Origin of the sequence: Rickettsia hoogstraalii, from assembly GCF_000825685.1 — a bacterium.
GTDB classification, from domain to species: domain Bacteria; phylum Pseudomonadota; class Alphaproteobacteria; order Rickettsiales; family Rickettsiaceae; genus Rickettsia; species Rickettsia hoogstraalii.
In genome coordinates, this window is sequence record NZ_CCXM01000001.1 from 287,330 (window position 1) to 309,825 (window position 22,496).

Genomic DNA, 22,496 nt, shown 5'->3' on the forward strand with positions numbered 1-22,496 from the left:
TTTCTCTGCTTGCTCTATCAATGGACAAATCCAATATACCCGCTCACCTGCTATAAGCTTCTTATTTATCGCTTCGATAATATTGTTCTATCTTATTAACTGACATGGTGTTCGTAGCGATAGGCAAACGATTCTTCGGCTTACCCGTTAGCTTTGAGATATTCATATCACCAAACATAGTAAGTGCTAAACTTCTTGGAATCGGTGTTGCAGTCATAACTAAAACATCAGGATTTACTCCTTTATTTATTAGATTCAAACGCTGCTGCACTCCAAATCTATGCTGCTCATCGATAACTATATAACCTAACTTCTTAAAACTTACTTTCTCTTGAAATAACGCATGAGTACCGACTAATATATCAATCTCACCGTTTTCAAGTTGTATCATAATATTTTTACGAGCTGCCCCCAGTATTTTACCTGTAAGTAATCCGACTCTTATATTAGTATTTTTTAAAGCTTTAACAAAGAACTCATAATGCTGATTGGCAAGCAAATCGGTTGGAGCCATAAGCGTTGCTTGAAACCCTGCTCCCACTGTATTTACCATCGTAAGCAAAGCTACCAAAGTCTTACCTGAGCCGACGTCACCTTGCAACAATCTCATCATTTCTACTTTATCGCTTTGCTCAAGCTCTATTTCTTCTATAACCTGCTTTTGATAGGAAGTTAGCTCAAACCCTAACTCATTTAATATATTTGCTTGAATGCCGACAGCTTTAGGATAAATATTACCTTGTTTTCCGGCAATTTGCGTGCGTACATTTAAAAGAGATATTTGATTAGCGATAAGTTCCTTAGCTGCTAGTTGTTTTTTGGCGTTATTATATAAATCGTCATTGCGAAGCCCCTCTATGTCATTCCCACTCTCTATGTCATTCCCGCCTACGCGGGAATGACATAGAGAGTGGGAATGACATAACCCATGCAAAACCTTCAAACTCTGCAATACCTCCTCCAAATAATCCTTTACCTCCTTATCTTCAAGTAGCTTACACTTCTCCTCAAAGATATCCATCGCTTTTATGATATATGAATATAGCTGCTTGTTACTAAGCAAGTATGTCAGGGAATAAATCGGCTCTATTTCTTTTGCAAATTTAGGATTCGTAATAAATTCAGGATGCGAAATCTACAAATAATGATCAAAAAATTGTACTTTACCGCTAATAATATGCTTTGTTCCGACTTTCAGCTTATTAAAAATAAACGGTGGAGGCTTATGAAAAAACACTAATAACAAAGAACCGGTATCATTACTAGCTGTAATTTTTAAAGGCTGATTACCTTTTTTTGGTAAATTAACACTCTCAATTATAATTTCCGTTTGGATTATTTCACCGTCCCTAACCTCAGTTAAATTAGGCGATAATATTTTATTTTGATATGTAACAGGTAGATAAAATAATAAATCACGAATATTATTAATACCGAGCCTCTTAAGAGCCGATACGGTATCTTCACGTATATTGATGAACGTTTTTACAGGAGCAAATAAAAATTTTTCTAGAATAGTTAGCATATATTTTAAAGAATCTAAAACATATATTCTAAATTATTTTGCTAAGAAAATTAATAAGAATTTTTAGTTTACATAATTATATTTGTTTGCTATTTTATAAAAAAAATTAAATATAGGTTAATATGTTAACTAATTAACAAGGAAATTCATATACTGTATTCATGCAGAATAAAGCTAAAGAATTAGGAAGTAAACTCCAAAAAACAATGAATGAAAATAATGTAGAAGATTTTAAAAAATTAATGTTTGAAATGACTAATTTTATCGATATGTTCGGTATACAGCCGGACTCCATAATATTAGATGAAAAAAGCCTTATAAAAATCGCTAAACTTGATCCTATCATCTCCCTAGCTTTTCTTACTAAGATATATATACCCTCAGAACAACCGCACTCCTCTATTATATACAAAGCTTTAACAGATTGTATCCAATCTCAAGAAATAACAGGGGCCGGCACTTTATTATCATTATTATTCCGCTTAACAAGTAATAACATTCAAGATGTTAATAAATACCTTTATGAAGGAATAAAAACAGGAAATATAGAAATAGTAGATAATCTTTTACGCTACGTTGATTTAAATCAAAATGCATTTAATATAGCTATGGAGAAAGGGGGAGAAATTAAAAATTTTATATGTCAAAGAGATAAAAAATTCTACCAGAGTGAACTTTCTAAGAATTATCTCGCCAGCGAAACACAAGTAGATATTACAGGGGATTCAGAAAGTCATCCGGAATAAATATAGTTGCATTGATACTAAAGTCGTCATTGCGAGGAAATTACAAAGTAATTGACAAAGCAATCCAGTAAAATGCATAGCATTTTTATTATTTTTACTGGATTGCCACGCTCCTTTTAGTCGCTCGCAATGACGGAGCGATATCCACGCGGGCAATGCCGCTTCGCAATGACGTTTTTTGCAATGCTTATAAATCTAATTTTAGTCCTGCTCTTAAGAATAGCGGAAGATTTTAAAGGCATACCTTCGATAAATCCCGCTGTTTTGTAACCACCTGAGCCGACTATCTTAAATGTTTCATTTTAAGCTAAGCTCAAAATTAACTGCCCCAAGACCGCCCTGTTTACAGCTCTCTTTTAAAGGAGTAGCAGTTAACATTTTAGGCTGATTCCAAAATGCCGATTCTAAACCTAAACCGACAAAATCGAATTCGATTAATTTATTTGCTTTAACTCCAACACCTTAAGACTTAAATTTCTGATTTTTGCCGTAATTAATATTAACTTGAATAATATTTATTATCAACAACAAAATGGTTAACTAAACCACGCTCTAAACCATATGGAGCAAGTATCGCTCTAGTCGCAGGTAAATATTATTTAACCGGTCCTAATTCAATCATCGGAATATTATTAAGATCTTGATTCATTACAAATGAATAACCTGAATAAACTAAAAACGGATCAAATAAATCTAAATAAGCATATGAACGAATTTTATTTTTAGTAATATAATTTTTACCGTATATAGAGTTAATCGCTTTTACATATGCATTTATATCATTACCGTCTTTATCTTTACCGTCGTACTAAAAATAACTTGCTTGATCTAGTCTTGTCCATAAATAACCTATACCGTAAGTAGGATTAATTTTGTTACTTGTCATATATCTATCTTTAATATTTTCAGATAACAAATAGCTTGCTTGAATCCCACCTGTATCTATAGCAATTTGCTTATGAACTTGCAAAGAATTAAAATCTTTAGCTTTAAAATATGTTGTACCCTCAAAAGGATCTACTTCATATTTTGTTACTTTTAAATCAAATTCTCTTGCTCTTGCTCCATGACCTCCTATTTCATGATTACCTACCATAATCCAAGATGTAGCAGTAAATCTTGTAATATAACTTAAGATTTTCATAGCTATATTATCTGAATCGGCAAACATAGCATCATCTAATTGACGGTAACCTTCAATCAATGACATAGCAGCATCGCTACTTGCTCTTGAGGACATATCTTTATCATAAGTAATTACATAGCTATAATTTTTTTAGAATTTTCTTGAATTGTCATATCGTCATCAATATTTGATGCAGTTGCTAATACTGATGATGAATATAAAAGACAAGCAGCAATAGTTAAATTTAGTTTATTTAATTTCATAGTATCGTTAATTTTTATTAATCATAAGTAGCTACGGTATATACTATTTTAAATTTGTAAAGTATTTTTTTAATATACCAAACTTGTGTATGTCCTTGACTTCTTTTGAAAATCCTCCTAATTTCTTAAATAATAGATATTAAATAATTTAAAATTTATGAATAAAATCTATCCTTCGGCTGAAGCTGCTCTTGAAGGACTTCTTTATGACGGCATGACTATAATGTCGGGCGGATTCGGTCTATGCGGTATTCCTGAAAATTTAATAAATGCACTTCTTAAAAGCAATGTTCAAAATTTAACGATTATAAGCAATAATTGCGGTGTTGATAATTTCGGACTTGGGCTTCTTCTTCAAACTAAACAAATAAAAAAAATGATTTCTTCGTATGTCGGAGAAAATAAGATTTTTGAGCAACAATATCTTGATAAAGTACTTGAGCTTGAATTAAACCCACAAGGAACTTTAGCTGAACGAATTAGAGCTGCTTGCATGGGAATTCCGGCTTTTTATACTAAAACAGGTATAGGTACAATAGTTGAAGAAGGCAAAGAAACAAAGGAGTTTAACAGCGAAAAATATATCATGGAAACGGCGTTGCAAGCCGATCTTGCTATTATTAAAGGCTTTAAAGCTGATAAAAGCGGCAACGTGATTTACAATAAAACTGCACGAAATTTTAATGCAGTCATGGCAGGTGCCGCTAAAGTTACAGTTTGTGAAGTAGAGGAAATAGTTGAGGTAGGAGAACTTGACCCTAACAATATTCACACACCTAATATTTTTATACAGCGATTAATAGTAGGTGAAAGATATGAGAAACGTATTGAGCAATTAACTGTCAGGGAAAAATAAGATATGGCTTGGAGCAAAGAAGAAATTTATCAAATAACCGCAGAGGAACTTAAAGACGGATTATATGTCAATCTTGGTATAGGTATGCCTACGCATGTAGCAAATTATATACCTAAAGGAGTGAATGTAATATTTCAAAGCGAGAACGGTATGCTTGGTATGGGACCGTTTCCTTACGCAGGAGAGGAAGATCCTGATTTAATTAACGCCGGTAAGCAAACTATTACTGCTATTCCTGAAAGCAGCTATTTCGACAGTAGCTTTTCATTTGGGATGATTAGAGGTTCGCATGTCGATTTAACTATTTTAGGTGCTATGCAAGTCTCACAAAAAGGTGATCTTGCCAACTGGACTATTCCGGGTAAAATGGTTAAAGGTATGGGCGGTGCTATGGATTTGGTTGCTAACACCAAAAGAGTAGTTATTATAATGGAACATAACGCAAAAGACGGTGGTGCTAAATTATTAAAAGAATGCAGCTTTCCGTTAACAGGTAAAAAAGTAGTTAACAGAATAATTACCGATCTTGGAATTTTTGATATTGATAAAGATGAAATGATATTAGTTAGAAAGGCTGACGATGTTACTATTGAGGAAATACAATCTAAAACTGAAGCCGAGTTTATTGTAGGCTTATAGGAGAGAGGAGTTGTTTCGTATATCAGTAGTTTAGCCGTCATTGCGAGCGACTAAAAGGAGCGTGGCAATCTCAAGAAGGTAGTGTAAAATTTCTGAGATTGCCACGTCGCTTCGCTCCTCGCAATGACGATTTAGTTGTAATATTTATATGGAGAATAAAATGGTTAAAGTAGCTATCGTATATTATAGCGGGTATGGTCATACTGCAAAAGTAGCTGAAGAACTACACAAGAGCGTAAAAGAAGCAGGAGCAAATGTTTCTTTAATAAAAATAAATTAAAGACAAGCCAGATAATATTGATTGGGATTTATTAGATAATGCCGATGCTATAATTTTTGGAACTCCAACTTATATGGGTAGTTTAGCCGGTCCGTTTTAAACCTTTATGGAGGCTACCTCAACTAGGTGGGCACAGCAAAATGGAAAGATAAAATAGCTGCAGCTTTTACTAATTCTGCTTCTTATTCAGGTGATAAGTTATGCAGCATCCAACAATTATTTCATTTTGCAATGCAGCATTGTATGATTTGGGTTGGGCAAACTGAAGCAGCCCCGAATTTTGCCGATCATGAGATGCCTGATCCCGACAAAATTAACCGCCTCGGTAGCTGGTCAGGACTTATGACTCAATCTAACCACAAATCTTCTCCTGATATTACTCCTACTAAAGGCGATTTAAAAACTGCTAATTTATTTGGTAAAAGAATAGTTGAAGTAACTAAGAAGTTTAAAGGGTAGACCCCGAATCGTCATTGCGAGGAAATTGTATAGCAATTGACGAAGCAATCCAGTAAAAAATTCTTATTTACAGAATTTTTTTAATTATTTTCTGGATTGCCACGTCGCCTACGGCTCCTCGCAATGACGGCTTAGGTATCCACACAACAAAGCATACTTAAAGATTAACTTCTAACAAATGATGGTTTTTGTGAACTCCTATTACTTAGAATCTTTTGAGCATGCGTAGTCGTTTTAGCATCTCGTTCTCCTCTAGTTTTTAGAGCCTTTGGTTTATTGCTATTAACACTAACATCACTCCAGTTACCACTATCGCTTTCACTGCCACTACTGCTACTACTAATCACTCATCTCCATAGCAACTCTTCGTGCTAAAATTGATGCAACTCCATTAGGTTTGTTAACATTCTGAGCAGGCTTACTATGCGAATGTGCAACCGGTTTTCCTGTATTAGGATCAAACTCAACTTTTCTTAGTTTGTGTTCACCTCTTATAGACTGCAGCAATAAGTCTCTAGAATCTCGTGTCTTAACATCCGTTTTTTCAACTTTTCTTAGATTTTTTGGTCCTGCTATTTCTCTCATTAAATCAGAAGTATCTATAGAAGGACGTGGTTGATTTTCCGGTTTTTTAACCGTAGTAACTCCTACAGGCTTAGATAATATCTCAGTCTGAGCCGGAGCCATAGTAGGCATAGGCGGTGGTGGCGGATTATTTTTCGATAAAGGAGGTGGCGGCGGTGGTGGTGATGGAATATTATTTTGTGATAAAGGAGGCGGCGGTGTTACACTATTTTCCAAAGGTTTAGCTAGGGACGAGTTTGCTAATATTGGTTCTTTTTTTGAAGCCATGTGATTTGTAAGGTTACTTACTATCTTTTGTAACTCCTCATTGTCAGGCAACTTTGCAATTATATTATTAATATTTCTTTCCTTATTTTCAATTAATTCCTCAAATTTATGCTTCGTTTTATATAATTGTTCATCAATCTTTCTAATTGTTCTAGTATTACTTTCTTTGTTTTTTGCTAAAACCTGCTCACTATTATTTACAAAAACATTTTTAACATTTTGCCAAATATTATTTAATTTTTCAAAAAATGTATAAGGTATTTCTTCTCTAATTTCAGCAACCTGTTTTTGTATTTCCTTAAGTTCTTTGATATTAGAATTCTCAGATATTAAATTTTGGATGTTTTGTTTTGTAGCATTTAAAGAATTATATTGTTTCTCTAGTTCTTCAGCCTTAATGAATTGTAAAGGATTTGTCATATGTAGAGCTGAGAATCTTTCAGGTTTACTCTTATAACTAAAATATACTTCCGACAATCTTTCTCTTTGTTCTTTAGATAAATCTTTCTTTGTTAAATCCTTAAAATTTTTTTCGATTTCTTCTTGTAATTCTTGCTTTAAAGGTGCAGATTTTTCCGCTATATTATATATCTTATTATTAATATCTTTTAATATTTTGTTATTATACTTTATTGCTTCATTTGTTAACTGTTCTTCACTTTTTACAAAAATATACTTTACATTAGAAACTGTTTTTACAAGTCTTTTAAACCAAGGCAACGATCTATTATGTTCTTTTTCTAGTTCTTTAGTTTCATTTTGTATTTCGATTAAACCTTGCAACTTCTTATTTTGTTCGCATAATTCATTTACTTGGCTTAATATAGTATTTAAAGCATTATTTTCTTATGCTAATAATTTATTTATATCTATTTCTTTAGCCACGTCATACACCTACTATAAATTAATGTCGGCATTATAGTAAATTTCTTGTACAAAAGCAAAAATAAAGTTAATTTATGTTAATATATTCTCAATAAATGAAAAGTAGATAGACGAGTATAGTTAACGTAATTTTAATGATGATAAGCCTATAAGAGCAAATATAACTGAAATAATCCAAAATCTTATTACGACTTTTGATTCTGCCCAGCCGTGTTTTTCAAAATGATGATGGAGCGGTGCCATTTTAAATATTCTTTTTCCTTTAGTAGCTTTAAAATAATATACTTGTAAAATAACAGATGCCGTTTCAATAACAAACAAGCCGCCGACTATAGCTAAAACTATTTCATGCTTAGTAATGACGCTAATAATCCCAAGTACACCGCCAAGGCTTAAACTACCGGTATCGCCCATAAAAACTTCTGCCGGTTGTGCGTTAAACCACAAAAATCCAAGGCAGCTACCGACGAGTCCTGCACATAACACCGTTAACTCTCCGGTATTCGGTATATAGGTTAGCTGTAAGTAGTTCGAGTAAATTAGATTTCCTACTAAATAACTTATTAAAGCAAAAGAACCAGCAGTAAAGGCAATAGGAACGGTAGCAAGACCATCAAGCCCATCCGTTAGATTCACGGCATTAGAAGAACCGACTATAACAAATATAGCAAAAACTATATAAAAATAACCAAGATCCAAACTTAAATTTTTAAAAAACGGTACGTTAAGTAAATGACTTGGATTTTTATCTAGATATTCTAGTAAAACACATATAATTAAGCTAATAATTCCTTGCAGTAAAAGCTTACTTTTTCCCCTTACCCCGTAATGGTTATTTTTAGTTACCTTAGCATAATCATCCATAAATCCTATAATACCGAAGCTAATAAAACCAAATAACGTAATCCAAATATATTTATTAGTTAAATCAGCAAGTAATAAAGTAGAAATACAACTAGACAAAATAATCATAATGCCTCCCATTGTCGGAGTACCTGCTTTTGTTTGATGCGATTCAGGTCCGTCTGAGCGTATAGGCTGACCGTTTTTTTGAAGAGATCGCAGAAATTTTATTAATATCGGACCCGTGATAAAGCTAAGGCTTAGAGTTATAATAATAGCAAGACCGCTACGAAAAGTAATATAGTGAAATAAATTAGCTATATGTGAATTATGGATGTGAGGAAGTAAAAGATTATATAACATTTGTAGATTTAAATTAAAAAGTGTGTTTTGATGTTGCTCATTGCACGCATGGATACCAAATCTTCATTGCGAGCGGGCATTGTTGCGTGGACCTGTTTATCCGTCATTGCGAGGAAATTGCATAGCAATTGACGAAGCAATCCAGTAAAAAATTCTTATTTACAGAATTTTTTTAATTATTTCCTGGATTGCCGCGTTGCTTCGCTCCTCGCAATGACGGAAAACCAAACCACACAACATTAAAAATATCTTAGTGTATTTATTTATAATAATCAACAATCTTATCAAGTTTTATACCTCTTGAACCTTTTATTAAGATAAGCTCATTACCTTCAAATAAATCCGTGATATGCGTAATTAATTCATCAACATTTTTAAAGTATTTTTTAGCTGTTTTGGGAGGTAGTAAATCATAAATATATTTAGTATTTACTCCTACTAAATAAACTTTAGAACAACCAGCATCTAGTATATAAGGTACTAGTTCTTCATGTAGCGGTTTAGAGCTTTCCCCCAGCTCTAGCATATCGCCTATTATAGCGGTTTTATTCTCGGCAGGTACTTGCTTTAAATATTCTAATGCAGCTTTCATTGACCCTGGACTTGCGTTATAGTAATCACAAATTACACGAGAATTTTGTATATTGATAATTTTCCCTCTTCCTTCGGTCGGAGAAATATTTGCTAAGTGATTTGCAGCTAACTCCATATCTTTACCTAATATATCGATAATTAAAAGTACACCGGTATAATTTTCGGCAAAATGCCTAGGAATGAACGGTATAGTTATCTCTAAGGATTTATTATTTATCTTATATTTTAAATGAACTTGCTCTCCTAGGTTCTCATATAAAACTAATTGTGCAGGTGTATTATGTGATATGCCGAAGTTATATACCCTATCAATAGAAAGGTTTTTTAATATCGATAATATTTTGCTATAACAATTAGTATCAGCATTAATAACGGCAATATCATTTTTGCTAAAATTTTCAAAAATCTCACATTTAGCTTCAGCTATCTCTTCAAGCGAATTAAAAAATTCTAAATGAGCCTCCGAAATATTAGTAATCATGGCAATATTCGGCTTTAATATTTGAACCAGTTCTCTTATCTCGCCTTTATGGTTCATGCCAAGCTCAAAAATGGCATATTCCGTATCATCAGCCATTGATGCAAGATTAATAAGCATACCGAGTTTGTTATTGAAATTACCTCTGCTAGCAAAAACTAGGGAATCATGTTGCAATAATATCTTCAGTGCTTCTTTAGTAGAGGTTTTACCGACACTACCGGTGATAGCTATGAATTTAGCTTTTGAATTCTCTCGTTTATATAAAGCCATTTTTTGTAGAGCCTCAAAACAATCATCAACTAGGATAATTTTATCTTTATCATTTATCTCTACTTGCTTACTAACAATTACGGCTGCCGCTCCTTTATCTATTGCATCCTGAACATAATCATGACCGTCTCTATTACCCTGAAGTGCTATAAATAAGTCACCTTTTTTAACATCTTTGGAGTTGAATTGCACCTCATTACAATTGATAGAATTAGAGATTGTTATACCGAGAGCAGCACTTAAAGTTTTAGAGTTCCAAATCATATATTTTTGTTATTTACGTGTTGTTGTATGGCTTGTTTATATCATTCCCGTATGGCATTGCCCACGTGGATGCTCAACCCGTCATTGCGAGCGACTGTAAGGAGCGTGGCAATCTCAGGATTTTGGCATGGGATTGCTGCGTCAAGGCTTTGCCTTTCCTTGCAATGACGTTAGTTTCCCTACAATTTCAGCATCATCAAAAGGTAATTTCTTATCGCCTATAATTTGGTAATTTTCATGACCTTTGCCGGCAATTAATAAGATATCGTCCTGTTTTAAATTATTTATACCATATTTAATAGCTTCTTTCCTATCAGCTATTTCGATATAATCCGCTTTCTCTATACCGCTTATGATTTCAGCTCTGATTAGCTTTGGGTCTTCATTGCGTGGGTTATCATCGGTAATTATGACGTTATCAGCAAGTTTTGCGGCTATTTGCCCCATAAGACTTCTCTTTGTCTTATCACGATTACCACCGCAACCAAAAACTACGCTTAGCTTACTATCACGTAATTTAATATTTTTCAGTTCCGTTAAAGCTTTTTCAAGAGCATCGGGAGTATGGGAATAATCAACAAAAATATTAGTGTTGCCTATTCGCTCCATTCTGCCTTTTACCGGTTTAACTTGGGTTAGAATTTCGATTATTTTATTAAAATCAAATCCGATATAATGAATGCTAAGAGCGGCAATTAACAAATTGCTAGCCTGAAAACTACCGATTATAGAGGTATTAAAACTACATTCTCTATTATTAAATGCAAAATTAATATTTTGTCCTTTTAAAGAACCATTAATTTTAGTTATTTGTACATCACCTTTTTTTCCAACAGTTATAAATTTAATATTATGGTTATGTAGGTAATCTTTAATAAACTCTATTTCTTCTATATCGGAATTTAATATTGCAAGACCGCCTTGTAATAAATGCTTGGTAAATAATTTCAGTTTGGCTAATAAATAATTTTCTTTTGTATAGTGATAATCTAGATGATCCTGACTAAAGCTAGTAAAACATGCGATATTTACTTTTATTTCCCCAAGTCTTGCTTGATTAAGACCATGACTAGAAGCTTCAAAAGCTAAATATTCTATATTGTTTTCAGCTAAATTATGGGCAATTTTTCTAAAGCTTAAATAATCAAGCGTGGTTAATTCCGGCACATCATTTATAAGATTATCGCAGCCAAAAATCTCTACACCTATCGTACCTACAGATGCGGCTTTTTTCCCAAGTAATGAATATGTTTGAGCTATATAGGACACTACCGAGCTTTTGCCGTTAGTACCGGTTACGGCTATCAAATTCTTTGGTTTTTTAGGATAAAAAATCTCTATAGCTTCATATAAAGCTGCTTGTACATCTTCTACATAGATTACTTTATCTATAGTAGCACTTTTTTCATTGTCCGTAATTACTAATACTGTACCTTTGTTTAAAGCCTCATTTATAAAATCATTTCCATCAACATTTTGTCCTTTAATCGCAAAAAAGACGTCTTTATCCTTAACGGTTTTAGAATTAATCGACAAACCTTTTACGTTATGTTTTTGGAATAATTGTTTTAAGTTATGGGGCATGTTTATTATGTTAAAAAAATGTTACCGTCATTGCAAGAATTGGTTTTCCCGTCATTGCGAGAAGAATTACGCAGTAATTCGACGAAGCAATCCAGTAAAAAATTCTGTAAATCAGAATTTTTTTAATTATTTTTCTGGATTGCCGCGTCGCTTCGCTCCTCGCAATGACGACCTAGGTATCCACACAGGCAACGCAGAGCTAGGAATGACATCGAGTCTACGCCTCCGATAAATTCCAAAGTAACTGATTTGCCTCGGTAATTATATTTTTATCTACTAATTTCTTAATATATACTAATTTATTATCCGGTTTGATTTTTGCCTGATTAGAGTAAGTACTAACGAATTTCAAAATTTTATCGGTCATATCGGCATTTTTATAAAATTTAATCACAAATCCGTTATCTCCTGAATCTAAATTCTCAATATTTAACTTAAAACATAATAGTTTTATTTTTACAATATCAAGTAAATTATTAAATTCAATCGGTAGTGAGCCGAATCTATCAATCATCTCATCTTTAAATTTCTCTACTTCTATCTCGTTGCTTAAATTACCTATTCTTCTATATAGCCCAAGTTTAAGGACTGAATCGGATATATAATTATCGGGAATAAAGACGGATAATCCTAAATTAATAGTCGGAATAAATAGCTGTTCCGAGACAATCGGTTCATCTTTAAAAATAGCTATTTGTTCTTCCAGCATTTCTTGATAGAGTTCCGTACCTACTTCTTTAATTTGGCCTGATTGTTCTTCACCTATCAAATTACCGAAGCCCCGTAAATCCATATCATGACTTGCAATAGTAAAACCTGAGCCTAAAGCACAACTATTTTGTATTATTTCTAAACGTCTTAAGGAGTGCGAGGTCATCTTTTTATGACTTGCTACCGTTAGATAGGCATAGCCCCGCACTTTACCTCGACCTATCCGACCACGCAATTGATATAGCTGGCTAAGCCCCAGCATATCGGCCTTATGTATGATCATGGTATTTGCTTCGGCTATATCAATTCCTGATTCTATAATAGTAGTTGAGACTAGTATATCGAATTTACCGGCATAAAACTCGCTCATAACCTCATCAATTTTACTCGGGGTCATTTTTCCGTGAGCTATTTTATAGCTTAATTCCGGCACGATTTGTTTTAATTGTTTTTCGATATCCTCTATATCTTTAATTCTTGGAACTACATAAAAGCTTCTTCCACCTCTAAAATGTTCGCGTAATAATGCATCTCTGATAATAACGGGATCAAGCGGCATAACCATCGTCCGAACTTCCAACCTGTTTAGAGGCGGCGTTGCAATAATGCTAAGTTCTTTTAAACCGGTCATTGACATTTGCAGCGTTCTAGGAATCGGTGTTGCCGACATTGCAAGTACATGGGAAGAGGATTTTAGCGATTTAAGAAATTCTTTTTGACCGACACCGAAATGTTGTTCTTCATCAATTATTAACAATTTCAAATTAAAGAATTTTGTATTTTTATGTAATAAAGAATGAGTGCCTACTATTATATTTATTTTACCGCTTTCAAGCTCTGATCTTATAATTTTTGCTTCTTTAGAACTAATAACACTAGATAATTGCTTAATATTTAAACCAAATCCCTTAAATCTTTCTATGAACCTTGAAAAATGTTGACTACATAAAATAGTTGTCGGTACAACTACGGCTACTTGAGGTAAATGTTCATTTAGAGATTTTGCTACCATAAAGACGGCACGCATTGCTACCTCTGTTTTACCAAACCCGACATCACCGCATATTAACCTATCCATTAACATACCGTTTCTTAGATCTTCTTTAATATCGTTTATAGCGGTTAACTGGTCTTCTGTTTCGCTGAAAGGAAAATTAGCACAAAATTTATCATATTCTTCAAGGTCAAATTCAACGGAAGCACTGCTATTAAGTTTCCTTTTAGCTGCTATTTGTATTAAATGCAGTGCTATCTCTTTTATACGGTTTTTAAGTTTCGCCTTACTTCTTTGCCATGAGACGCTGCCAAGCTTATCAAGCTCTGCATTATCATTACCGTATTTTTTTATTACCTCTATATTTTCAACCGGTATATATAACTTATCATTGCCGGCATATAAAATCTTTAAAAAATCATGCAGCTTGCCTTTGATTTCTAAAGCTTCTAGCTTTAAAAACTGCCCTATTCCATGATCTTTGTGAACAACAAATTCGCCCTCAACTAAATTATCAAGCTCCAGCAAAATATTTTTAAGTTTTTTGTTAGTGTTTGTAGGACTAGGTTTTTCTTCTAATAATTCGCTAGCGGTAATAAATAAATATTCTTTCGTATAAAAGCTTTGATTTAAAGGAATTATCCCGACATTTATTACTGAAGCCTTAGCCTCATCTAATTTATTTATCTTATTATATTTATATTCATAATTTTGAATTATGCTTTTAATTCTCTCAAGACCACTTAAAGAAGCTGCACCTATTACGGTTTTTTTAGAAGAATGAGCTTTAATAATCTCAAATAATTTATCAAAAACCGTTTTCTTTTCTATAAAACTTGTAGCGGCTATATTTTCAATTAAGCTAGCTTGCTCTGAGTTTTCAAAAGTAAGTAGTATATTATTTTTTTGTTCTAGTAATTCTGTTATTTCAGAAGCGGTAAAATATAAGCTAGTCGGTGAAAGGGTGGGATAGAAACTATTAAATTTAAGTTTATTTGCCTCTGATCTTGCGGAATAAAAATCATTATAACTATGCTCAAACTCTAAAATGGCTTGTTTTGATAAATTATCGAATATGAAAATAGGATCGTTTAGGTAATCTACTAAACTAGAGCAGGAATTATAAAATAGCGGGAGTAATTGTTCATATCCTGCGAATTTTCTTCCAGATATTACCGCCTCATATAAAGGATTATCGGTATGATTAACTCCAAAATTTCGTAAGTAATTATTCTTAAAATTACTGATTGTTTCAGAATTTAAAACTATCTCATTTGCAGGACTAATAACGAGTTCCGTACAAGATTTAGTTGAAATTTGTGTATCAATATCAAATTCTTTTATTGATTCAATATAATCCCAGCTAAAATTAATTCTATAAGCTTTAGGACCAGGCAATATTATATCAATGATTTCGCCTCTAACCGCAAATTCCCCGACATCGATGCTACTCGCATTTCTTGTAAAACTATTTTCTACTAGAAACATAGCAAGCTCATCCGTAGTAAATTTCATTTTAGGGGATAATTTCAAAAAATATTTAGAAAAAAAATCTTTCGGCGGTAATTTGTTTAATAAGTTTGCTGCATGAGTGATGAGTAATTTGCCGTTATTATTATTTGTTGTTAGCTTGGTTAATGTTTCTGCACGTCTAGATAAGATATTTGCATTTGGTGACGTATGGTCATAAGGGATGATATCATAGCTTGGAAAGTAATAGATATTTTCATTAGAAGAAAAAAATAAAGCTTGCTTGTATAATTGCAACGCCTCCTCTTCATTACTCGCACTCAAGATAAAATCTTGCTTAAGATTCTTAGTAAAATTATCGATTGCAAAGAAAGATTTGGCAGCCGCCGGAAATTTTTGTTGTAACATTCTACAGGAGTTTATATTTTTGCTATTTTGCGTAATTTATCAATTATTTCGGCATCTAGATAAGAAGGAGCAGAAGATTTATTATTAATCCAATTATAAAGATCATTATCATTTTGATCAAGTATTAAAGTATAGCCTTCAAGTTTTTTTTCATCCATTAAGGATAGGTACTTTTCGGCAAAGCTACCGAGTATATAATCCATTTCTTTGCAACCGCGGTTTTTACTACGGTAAAAAAGTTTCTTTTGTAAAGAGTTTTTATTTAATTTATTCATCTATAACATCTTGCAAAATTTTTTTATAATAATATTATTAAAATTATCAGATACCAAGATCATTTTAAAATGCTTTAATAATTAAGCACTCTAATAAATCCATTCTACATGGGTAAAATTCTATTAACTTTTATTATCAATAACAGCAAAAAAGCGTAAATATGTCGGTTCAAAATATCTGTTCTACAAAAGCTTATGATATATTAATTTCAAATGATAATGCTTTTCTTGTGGATGTTAGGAACTAAAGAAGAGTGGCAACAAGTTGGGATACCTCATTTAGATAATAAAAATAAGGTGGTCTTTCTAAGTTGGCAATTGAATAAAGATTTTGAAGATAATTTTTTATTTTTTATCTATAATTAAAGATAAAATAGAGGCAACAAACTTCTTACAAACGTCCACTAATAAGGAGGAATTTGAAGGAAACACGGCACGCAGCACCGCAGCGTACAAAAAAGTACGTGAGGATGCGAGTACCGGATTGACGTACAAATTACCCTTAGAAGCAAGTTATGCAAGAAGTTTGTTAATATTTTTTCTGTGCCGTTCAGGATATAGGTCATTTATCGCAGCAAATTTTATAACTAACATAGGTTATAAAAATTGTTATAATATTAGTGACGGCTTTGAAGGAAATAATCAAGACAAAGGCTGGAAACAAAATAACTTACCGTGGCAGTTTTAAGTGAGTACTAATCAAATAATTTTAACGGATCAAGGTGATAATTATGTAAATGTCTGGAGTCACGTGGCTCAAGATCTTTACAATCATTACGGTGAAACTCTATATAATAGCTGGTTTAGTAAAGTCAATTTTATAGAGTCTTCATTAAATACCGTTATTCTTTGTGCCCCTACTAACTTTGTTAGAGATTGGATAAAATCCAAGTACTCTATGGTCATATTGCAACTATTTCAACATTATAATAATACCATTAAGTCGATTGAAATAATTACTAAAGAGCTACCTGGAACAACCCAAACAGTTATAGAATTACCTACTAAGACTTTTGCCGATATCGGCAGTAGTGAGCTTAATTCGGAAAATATCTTTTCAACTCTTGACGTACGGTTTACTTTCGATAATTTTGTGGTTGGAGCCCCAAATGAACTAGCTTATGCAGCAGCAAGAGCGGTTGCGGAATCATCAGGTGCGGTTTCTGAGTCTAATCCGCTTTTTCTATATGGCGGCGTAGGGCTTGGTAAAACTCATTTAATGCATGCAATCGGTTGGTATATCAAGCAGAATAACCCAAGCCGCAAAGTGATATATATGTCTGCAGAGAAGTTTATGTATCAGTTTGTTAAAGCTCTGCGTAATAAAGAAGTAATCTCGTTTAAAGAGAAATTCCGCTCAGTTGACGTGTTGATGATTGATGATATTCAATTTATTTGCGGTAAAGATAGTACGCAGGAAGAATTTTTCCATACTTTTAATACATTGATTGATAATAACCGTCAAATGGTTATTTCTTGTGATAGGTCGCCTTCAGATTTAGATAATATTGAAGATCGGATAAAATCTCGTCTTGGATGGGGCTTAGTTGCCGACGTTCATAGTACTACTTATGAGCTGCGACTCGGTATTCTAGAATCTAAAATTGAACAGATGAACGTTAAAATACCGAAAGACGTAATTGATTTTTTAGCCTCTAAAATCGTTTCAAACGTTAGAGAACTTGAAGGAGCTTTAAATAAAGTGATAGCTCATTCTAATTTTACTTTAAAAGAAATTACACTCGAAAATACACAAAATATTTTAAGAGATTTATTACGTTCTAATGAAAGAATAATTACCGTTGAAGATATTCAGAAAAAGGTAGCTAGTCGTTATAATATTAAATTATCCGATATGTCTTCTTCTCGAAGATTACGAGAAGTTGCAAGACCGCGTCAAATAGCTATGTATCTTAGTAAAGCATTAACACCGAAAAGCCTTGCAGATATCGGTAAAAAATTCAGTAAAAAAGACCACACGACGGTTATGCATGCTATTAAGAAAGTAGAAGAATTACTGGAAAACGATATAGAATTACGCGAAGAGATTAATTTGCTAATGAAAATATTGCAGAATTAGCTGTGATTGCATGAGTTTTTCGTCATTGCGAGAAAAAACTGCAAGTTTTGACGAAGCAATCCAGTAAAAAATGCTAAATTTAGCATTTTTTTATTATTTTTTTTGGATTGCCACGCTCCTTACAGTCGCTCGCAATGACGATTGCGGTATTTTCTGCATAATACAACAAAACACCAAATGCCCTCAAAAAACGATTTAGTAAAAGAAATTTTTTTAAGATTATCCGGAAAATACCGAATTAACAGAATTATAGATAATTATGGTTACGGTGAGGGGATAGCATATTTCCTACTTAAAAGTTTAAATGAATTAATCTATAAAGAGGAATTGCAAATTCACTATAACGACTACGATCATCAAATCCTTGCTAATAAAGAATATAGATATATTTTAGAAAATAATAATATTGTAAAATATTTTGCCAAAGCAGAAAATAGCTTATTTCATCGTTTAGATTTTATAGATAACTCAAGAGCTACAGGTAGCCATTTACGCGGCAGCGATGAATATAATGCTACCTATATATTTTTAAATCCTGATTCTTTTACTCTTAACTACCAAGTTCTAGGACCTCAAAAAGACTATAATATTAATACTGTTTTTAATCGCATATAGTATTAGTATGTTCTCCCATTAGTTTAAAATATTCTTTCATACTATCGTCTATAGCAGTTGTTTCCACAGTTTGATTACTATAATCATCATTTTCATCATATATATCTTTTCTTTTAGAAAAAGAAAGTTTTAATCTCTTTTTAGACGAGGTAGGAGAAATAGTTTGATTAAATTTGGGGGTAATATCTTGTAATACATCTTTGGTATATTCAGGAGTATCAATATCATACCATTCTTTTATTTTAGCACATAAAATTTGTAGAATTTCAGGTAAGATTTTTTTAATTTCTTTCTTGAGAGATGCTTGTTTTTGAGCTAAAAACCCCTCAATATTTTTTAAGCTTTCAGTAAATTCCAAGTAGGTTATTTCAATTAAATCCTTTAAATCTTGAGAAAAATCCTTTTTTTCAAGCAGCTTAGTTTTTGTAAGCTTTAAATTGCGTTCTCCTATATTATTTACTTTAAGAATTAAAGCAGTTAAATTTTGGTCTAATGAATTTAACAAATCCGTAGGACAATGTTCTAATTTATTAACTTGTTCTAAAAAATGTTTGATATCATTGATTTTTATATTATCCATTTTTTTGTAAAATTGCATTGAAGATAAGATGTCAAATATTCGTGCTATATTTGCTAATTTATAATTATTTAATTTTTCACTAAGCCATTCTATTAATATATTACCTTCTTTGATAAGTAATAGATCACCGTTTTGTACATTTGTAATGTCATAATCCATAGAATAAGAATTTGGTAACACATATTTATAGTTTTTAATTATGCCTCTTGTTTGAGCAACGGCATGCTCGGTAGACATAGGAAAAAACTCCTTATTTGATAAAAATATACTATTTTTGTCAATAAGTTCTAGAAACATCGGAGCTGTAAATAAGGTTGCATTATTTCTATATATTTCAACTATAAACAATAAATATGTTAGCTTTTCAGCAAAATAGTTTAAATCACGCGGTAGCTCTTGTATAGTTTGTGAAGCTTCTTTATTTTTTATAACTTCAAATATACGTTCTATAATATTATTTTTATGTTCTAGCCTTTGATTAAATTTAGATAAGATTTCATCATATGTTCCAAAACCCGGTACATCTGTTTGTATATTACCGCTTTTATAATGCATAACATGATTAGCTGTAAATGTTTTTTTCATAGTATTAGGGATATTACATATAGTAGAAGAATTATCATCCATACCATCTAACATTACAGATTTTAGAGTAATTTTAGTTGTTTTAGTAAATGCTAACAACTCTTTAGAATTATGTATTGTAAAATTTAATAAGTTATTACTTATGCTTTTTAAGTTGATATTACTATTTTGCAATTCTTGTAATAATACTTTCTTTGCATACTCAGCAGTAAATACCACCTGCTAAAGTAAATATCTTAGGAATAGAGTAATTTGTATAAAATACACAGTGCAATAGCTTTTGATAATCCGTATCACTTATATTTTCTTTGTTATACTCTTTAAATAATTTATTAAGATGCTTATTAAAAGCAGTTTTTATAATTTGTAAGTTTTTTTGTAAAGACTCATTATCTACAGTTAATATTTCAGATTTAATTTTTTTATAAGTATTTCTAATAGCAGAATATTTAAAAAATCTATCGGCTAAATTATGTAATATTAAACCAAGTCTAAGTTTTAATCCTTTAGAGGTACTTATATAACTAATATCAAGTATATTTCTTAATAAAAAATCAAGATGTTGAGGTGAGGTGTAATTTTCTTTTGACTCTTCCTCAGAAGAGCTGTCTAAGATTTTGTATTTTTAGTGTCATTATTTATAGTAGTAAGGTTTAATTATTTAAAATATATTTTTATAAAGTCGTTTAAATTATCTACAGCATCAGCGAGAGGAATTGTTTCACCTATATAAGGCAGATAATCTACATTAGAAACATGATCATTTTCAGATATTAAATCTTTAACATTCAAAGTTACTCCAGTATTTCCTTCGAATAAATAAAAAAATGCCAAAGCTTTAACTATTTCACCTTTTATAAGATGCTTAGATAATTCTTTTTTTCCATAAGCAATTGTATCTTCAGTACTGTTTAACTCGTTAATTACTGAGGATTCCATTTTCTTTATTTCAGCTGCTAATAAATCGGGATTTACATCGCTATTACTAGGATTACTTAGCATATCTCATACCATTATAGTTATAATATTAGCTATATACTAAAATATTAATCATTAATCAAGCCTTCTTTACTAATAGTTACAATTTTATTTTATAAGTTAAATTTTGTTAAGTTTATACAGATAAATTTATTGACAATTATTAACTTTTGTTATATACTGCCGCACAATGTAAATCTTTGAGGTATTGTTATGGCAGAAAAAATTGATAATGCAAAAACTAATAGAGTACTTGCACTTTCCGGCGGTGGAATTAAAGGTATATCCGAGTTAATGGTGCTTATAGAAATCGAAGAGAGAACAGGAAAATCTATTACTGAACTATTTCCTATTATTTCCGGTACTAGTGTCGGTGGTCTTATCGCCGCATTATTAACAATTCCGAAAGAACCAGGTTCAAAAGAAGCAAAATATAGTGCTAGAGAAGCCCTTGAGATATTTAAGTCGAGTGCAAATGATATATTTCCTGATACTTTCTTAGGTTCAGTTAAGCAGTTATTTACTCATAAATATAGTCAGAAACCTTTAAAAGAATTAATAGAAAAATATTTAGGCGATAATAGAATGGATAATACTACTTCCCGCCTTGTTATTCCAGTAAATGATTTGACTACTAACGGTGGAGAATTGGAAATTTTTGACAGCTTTCACGGTTATAGCCCTCATGTTAGGGTAAAAGACGTATTGCTTGCAACAACAGCTGCACCTACATATTTTAAACCTATTATGGATAAAGCAGCCGTACAAGGATATGATTATGCTTCAGGTACTCCTTATGTATATGCAGATGGGGGACTCGATGCTAACAGACCGGCAAACGAAGTTTTAAAGTTGATCAAAAAAGGTTATATACATAAAGAGCAAAATCATATACGCGAAGAGAAAACCCTCACACGTGAAGAGCAGAAAGAGATATTAGACAATACTATGGTTTGTGCATTCAATTTCAGTAATGACATCGAACCTATGAGTTCCATACCTAAAATCGGCTTTGACGGAGTAATAGGTTGGCTTGTGAAAGGAAAATTAGTAAGCAGGCTTATGAACAATATGGAAAATTCTTCCACTATCGAGGTTAAAAATGATTTACCAGGAGAAGATGAATTTTTTGAAATAGGATTACCTATTACTAAAAAGACTGAAAGTTTAGATGATGCAAGTCCTAAAAATATTGAAAGATTAGAAGAAATAGGACGTAAATATGTGCAGGAGAATAACGAATTAATTCAAAAATTATGCGATAACTTGCTTGATAATTTAAACAAAGAACAAGCAACTAACCAAACTGTAGATCTAATAGATGAAGGCTTTGAAGAAGAGGATATAGCAAACAACGAGGATGCAGTTAATACACCGATAGCTCAAGCTCTAGATTCTAAAGATATAAAAGACATAGAACCTGGAAAAGAAGAATTATTAGCAGGTATCAAGGAGTTTTTTAATCCATTTATCGAAAAAAATCCAGAAGCAAAAGCAGATATAGAGAATTTTTTACACGAAATAAAAAATTGGACATTAGAAGAAATTGAAAATGGTATTGTTAGTTTTAAAGAAGCTAGCTTAAAATGGCAAGCCGAGCAGAATAGCCTTGATGTATTTAGTAGCTGTAGTATGGAAGCCTTAAAGGAAGAGATGGACCTTGAAGGGATAGACGATGAGGTCTCAAACCATGAGATTTTAGCGTAAAAGCAACACTTGTCATAAAGTTAGATTAGTTATAATAATATTCATACAATATTTCCACTTTAT

General features: G+C 32.1%; 19 protein-coding genes and 3 pseudogenes. 12 read left to right on the forward strand and 10 right to left on the reverse strand.

Translation table 11 applies throughout. From position 1 onward, the window contains the following. Positions 1-12: 12 nt before the first annotated feature. Positions 13-1,525, reverse strand: a pseudogene (locus BN1174_RS01505) (DEAD/DEAH box helicase); the annotation flags it as partial. Between the two features lie 161 nt (positions 1,526-1,686). On the opposite strand from BN1174_RS01505, the gene BN1174_RS01510 reads away from it, so the two are divergent. Next, positions 1,687-2,271, forward strand: a complete 585-nt coding sequence (locus BN1174_RS01510) for a hypothetical protein (protein ID WP_040255969.1) — start codon at positions 1,687-1,689, stop codon at positions 2,269-2,271. 808 nt (positions 2,272-3,079) lie between these two features. On the opposite strand, the gene BN1174_RS11370 is transcribed toward BN1174_RS01510, so the two are convergent. Further along, positions 3,080-3,511 (reverse strand): hypothetical protein, encoded by a 432-nt coding sequence (locus tag BN1174_RS11370; RefSeq protein ID WP_231555729.1) that lies wholly within the window; start codon positions 3,509-3,511, stop codon positions 3,080-3,082. 306 nt (positions 3,512-3,817) lie between these two features. On the opposite strand from BN1174_RS11370, the gene BN1174_RS01530 reads away from it, so the two are divergent. From BN1174_RS01530 to BN1174_RS01540, 4 genes are all read left to right on the forward strand, one after another. After that, positions 3,818-4,516 (forward strand): CoA transferase subunit A, encoded by a 699-nt coding sequence (locus tag BN1174_RS01530; protein ID WP_040255971.1) that lies wholly within the window; start codon positions 3,818-3,820, stop codon positions 4,514-4,516. Positions 4,517-4,519: 3 nt separating this feature from the next. After that, positions 4,520-5,155: a 3-oxoacid CoA-transferase subunit B gene (locus tag BN1174_RS01535; protein ID WP_040255973.1), complete on the forward strand. Its 636-nt coding sequence runs from the start codon at positions 4,520-4,522 to the stop codon at positions 5,153-5,155. A gap of 160 nt (positions 5,156-5,315) precedes the next feature. Continuing rightward, on the forward strand, positions 5,316-5,435 hold the full coding sequence (locus BN1174_RS11375) for a flavodoxin family protein (protein ID WP_231555730.1): 120 nt from the start codon (positions 5,316-5,318) through the stop codon (positions 5,433-5,435). 243 nt (positions 5,436-5,678) lie between these two features. After that, complete coding sequence (locus tag BN1174_RS01540; RefSeq protein WP_040257857.1) at positions 5,679-5,894, forward strand: hypothetical protein; 216 nt, start codon at positions 5,679-5,681, stop codon at positions 5,892-5,894. 164 nt (positions 5,895-6,058) lie between these two features. Here BN1174_RS01540 and rickA read toward each other — a convergent pair. From rickA to BN1174_RS01560, 4 genes and pseudogenes are all read right to left on the reverse strand, one after another. Next, positions 6,059-7,571, reverse strand: a pseudogene (gene rickA / locus BN1174_RS01545) (Arp2/3 complex-activating protein RickA). Between the two features lie 180 nt (positions 7,572-7,751). Next, complete coding sequence (gene mraY, locus BN1174_RS01550) at positions 7,752-8,837, reverse strand: phospho-N-acetylmuramoyl-pentapeptide-transferase (RefSeq protein WP_040255975.1); 1,086 nt, start codon at positions 8,835-8,837, stop codon at positions 7,752-7,754. Between the two features lie 259 nt (positions 8,838-9,096). Continuing rightward, the gene (locus BN1174_RS01555; RefSeq protein WP_040255977.1) at positions 9,097-10,446 is read right to left on the reverse strand and encodes a UDP-N-acetylmuramoyl-tripeptide--D-alanyl-D-alanine ligase; all 1,350 of its coding nucleotides are present in this window, start codon (positions 10,444-10,446) and stop codon (positions 9,097-9,099) included. 141 nt (positions 10,447-10,587) lie between these two features. Further along, complete coding sequence (locus BN1174_RS01560) at positions 10,588-12,030, reverse strand: UDP-N-acetylmuramoyl-L-alanyl-D-glutamate--2,6-diaminopimelate ligase (RefSeq protein WP_040255979.1); 1,443 nt, start codon at positions 12,028-12,030, stop codon at positions 10,588-10,590. On the opposite strand from BN1174_RS01560, the gene BN1174_RS12195 reads away from it, so the two are divergent. Next, positions 12,022-12,156 carry a hypothetical protein gene (locus BN1174_RS12195; RefSeq protein ID WP_266264307.1) on the forward strand — a complete coding sequence of 45 codons (135 nt, stop codon included), beginning with the start codon at positions 12,022-12,024 and terminating at the stop codon, positions 12,154-12,156. The two genes, BN1174_RS01560 and BN1174_RS12195, sit on opposite strands and share 9 nt — an antisense overlap. A 91-nt stretch (positions 12,157-12,247) precedes the next feature. On the opposite strand, the gene mfd is transcribed toward BN1174_RS12195, so the two are convergent. After that, entirely contained in the window at positions 12,248-15,613 is a 3,366-nt protein-coding gene (gene mfd / locus BN1174_RS01565; RefSeq protein WP_040255981.1) for a transcription-repair coupling factor, read from the reverse strand. Between the two features lie 11 nt (positions 15,614-15,624). Continuing rightward, positions 15,625-15,888 carry an FAD assembly factor SdhE gene (locus BN1174_RS01570; RefSeq protein WP_014412533.1) on the reverse strand — a complete coding sequence of 88 codons (264 nt, stop codon included), beginning with the start codon at positions 15,886-15,888 and terminating at the stop codon, positions 15,625-15,627. 161 nt (positions 15,889-16,049) lie between these two features. Here BN1174_RS01570 and BN1174_RS10580 point away from each other — a divergent pair. The 5 genes and pseudogenes from BN1174_RS10580 to BN1174_RS09610 form a co-directional block, all read left to right on the forward strand. After that, positions 16,050-16,270, forward strand: a pseudogene (locus BN1174_RS10580) (rhodanese-like domain-containing protein); the annotation flags it as partial. Beyond that, the gene (locus tag BN1174_RS12575) at positions 16,262-16,576 is read left to right on the forward strand and encodes a palindromic element RPE1 domain-containing protein (protein WP_331370586.1); all 315 of its coding nucleotides are present in this window, start codon (positions 16,262-16,264) and stop codon (positions 16,574-16,576) included. The pseudogene BN1174_RS10580 and the gene BN1174_RS12575, both read left to right, overlap by 9 nt. Beyond that, positions 16,577-17,968 (forward strand): chromosomal replication initiator protein DnaA, encoded by a 1,392-nt coding sequence (dnaA, locus tag BN1174_RS01590; protein ID WP_040255985.1) that lies wholly within the window; start codon positions 16,577-16,579, stop codon positions 17,966-17,968. A 70-nt stretch (positions 17,969-18,038) separates the two neighbouring features. Then, positions 18,039-18,167 carry a hypothetical protein gene (locus BN1174_RS12200; protein ID WP_269379112.1) on the forward strand — a complete coding sequence of 43 codons (129 nt, stop codon included), beginning with the start codon at positions 18,039-18,041 and terminating at the stop codon, positions 18,165-18,167. Beyond that, positions 18,146-18,583: a DUF6314 family protein gene (locus BN1174_RS09610; RefSeq protein WP_040255987.1), complete on the forward strand. Its 438-nt coding sequence runs from the start codon at positions 18,146-18,148 to the stop codon at positions 18,581-18,583. Before BN1174_RS12200 ends, BN1174_RS09610 begins: the two co-directional genes overlap by 22 nt. Here the strand turns inward: BN1174_RS09610 and BN1174_RS11390 are convergent. Continuing rightward, a complete protein-coding gene (locus tag BN1174_RS11390; RefSeq protein ID WP_231555731.1) occupies positions 18,570-19,967 on the reverse strand; it encodes a hypothetical protein in 1,398 nt (465 codons plus the stop codon). The two genes, BN1174_RS09610 and BN1174_RS11390, sit on opposite strands and share 14 nt — an antisense overlap. A gap of 438 nt (positions 19,968-20,405) precedes the next feature. Beyond that, a complete protein-coding gene (locus tag BN1174_RS10585; RefSeq protein WP_052454715.1) occupies positions 20,406-20,750 on the reverse strand; it encodes a hypothetical protein in 345 nt (114 codons plus the stop codon). Positions 20,751-20,939: 189 nt separating this feature from the next. On the opposite strand from BN1174_RS10585, the gene BN1174_RS01620 reads away from it, so the two are divergent. Beyond that, entirely contained in the window at positions 20,940-22,433 is a 1,494-nt protein-coding gene (locus BN1174_RS01620) for a patatin-like phospholipase family protein (RefSeq protein ID WP_040255989.1), read from the forward strand. Positions 22,434-22,496 lie beyond the last annotated feature (63 nt).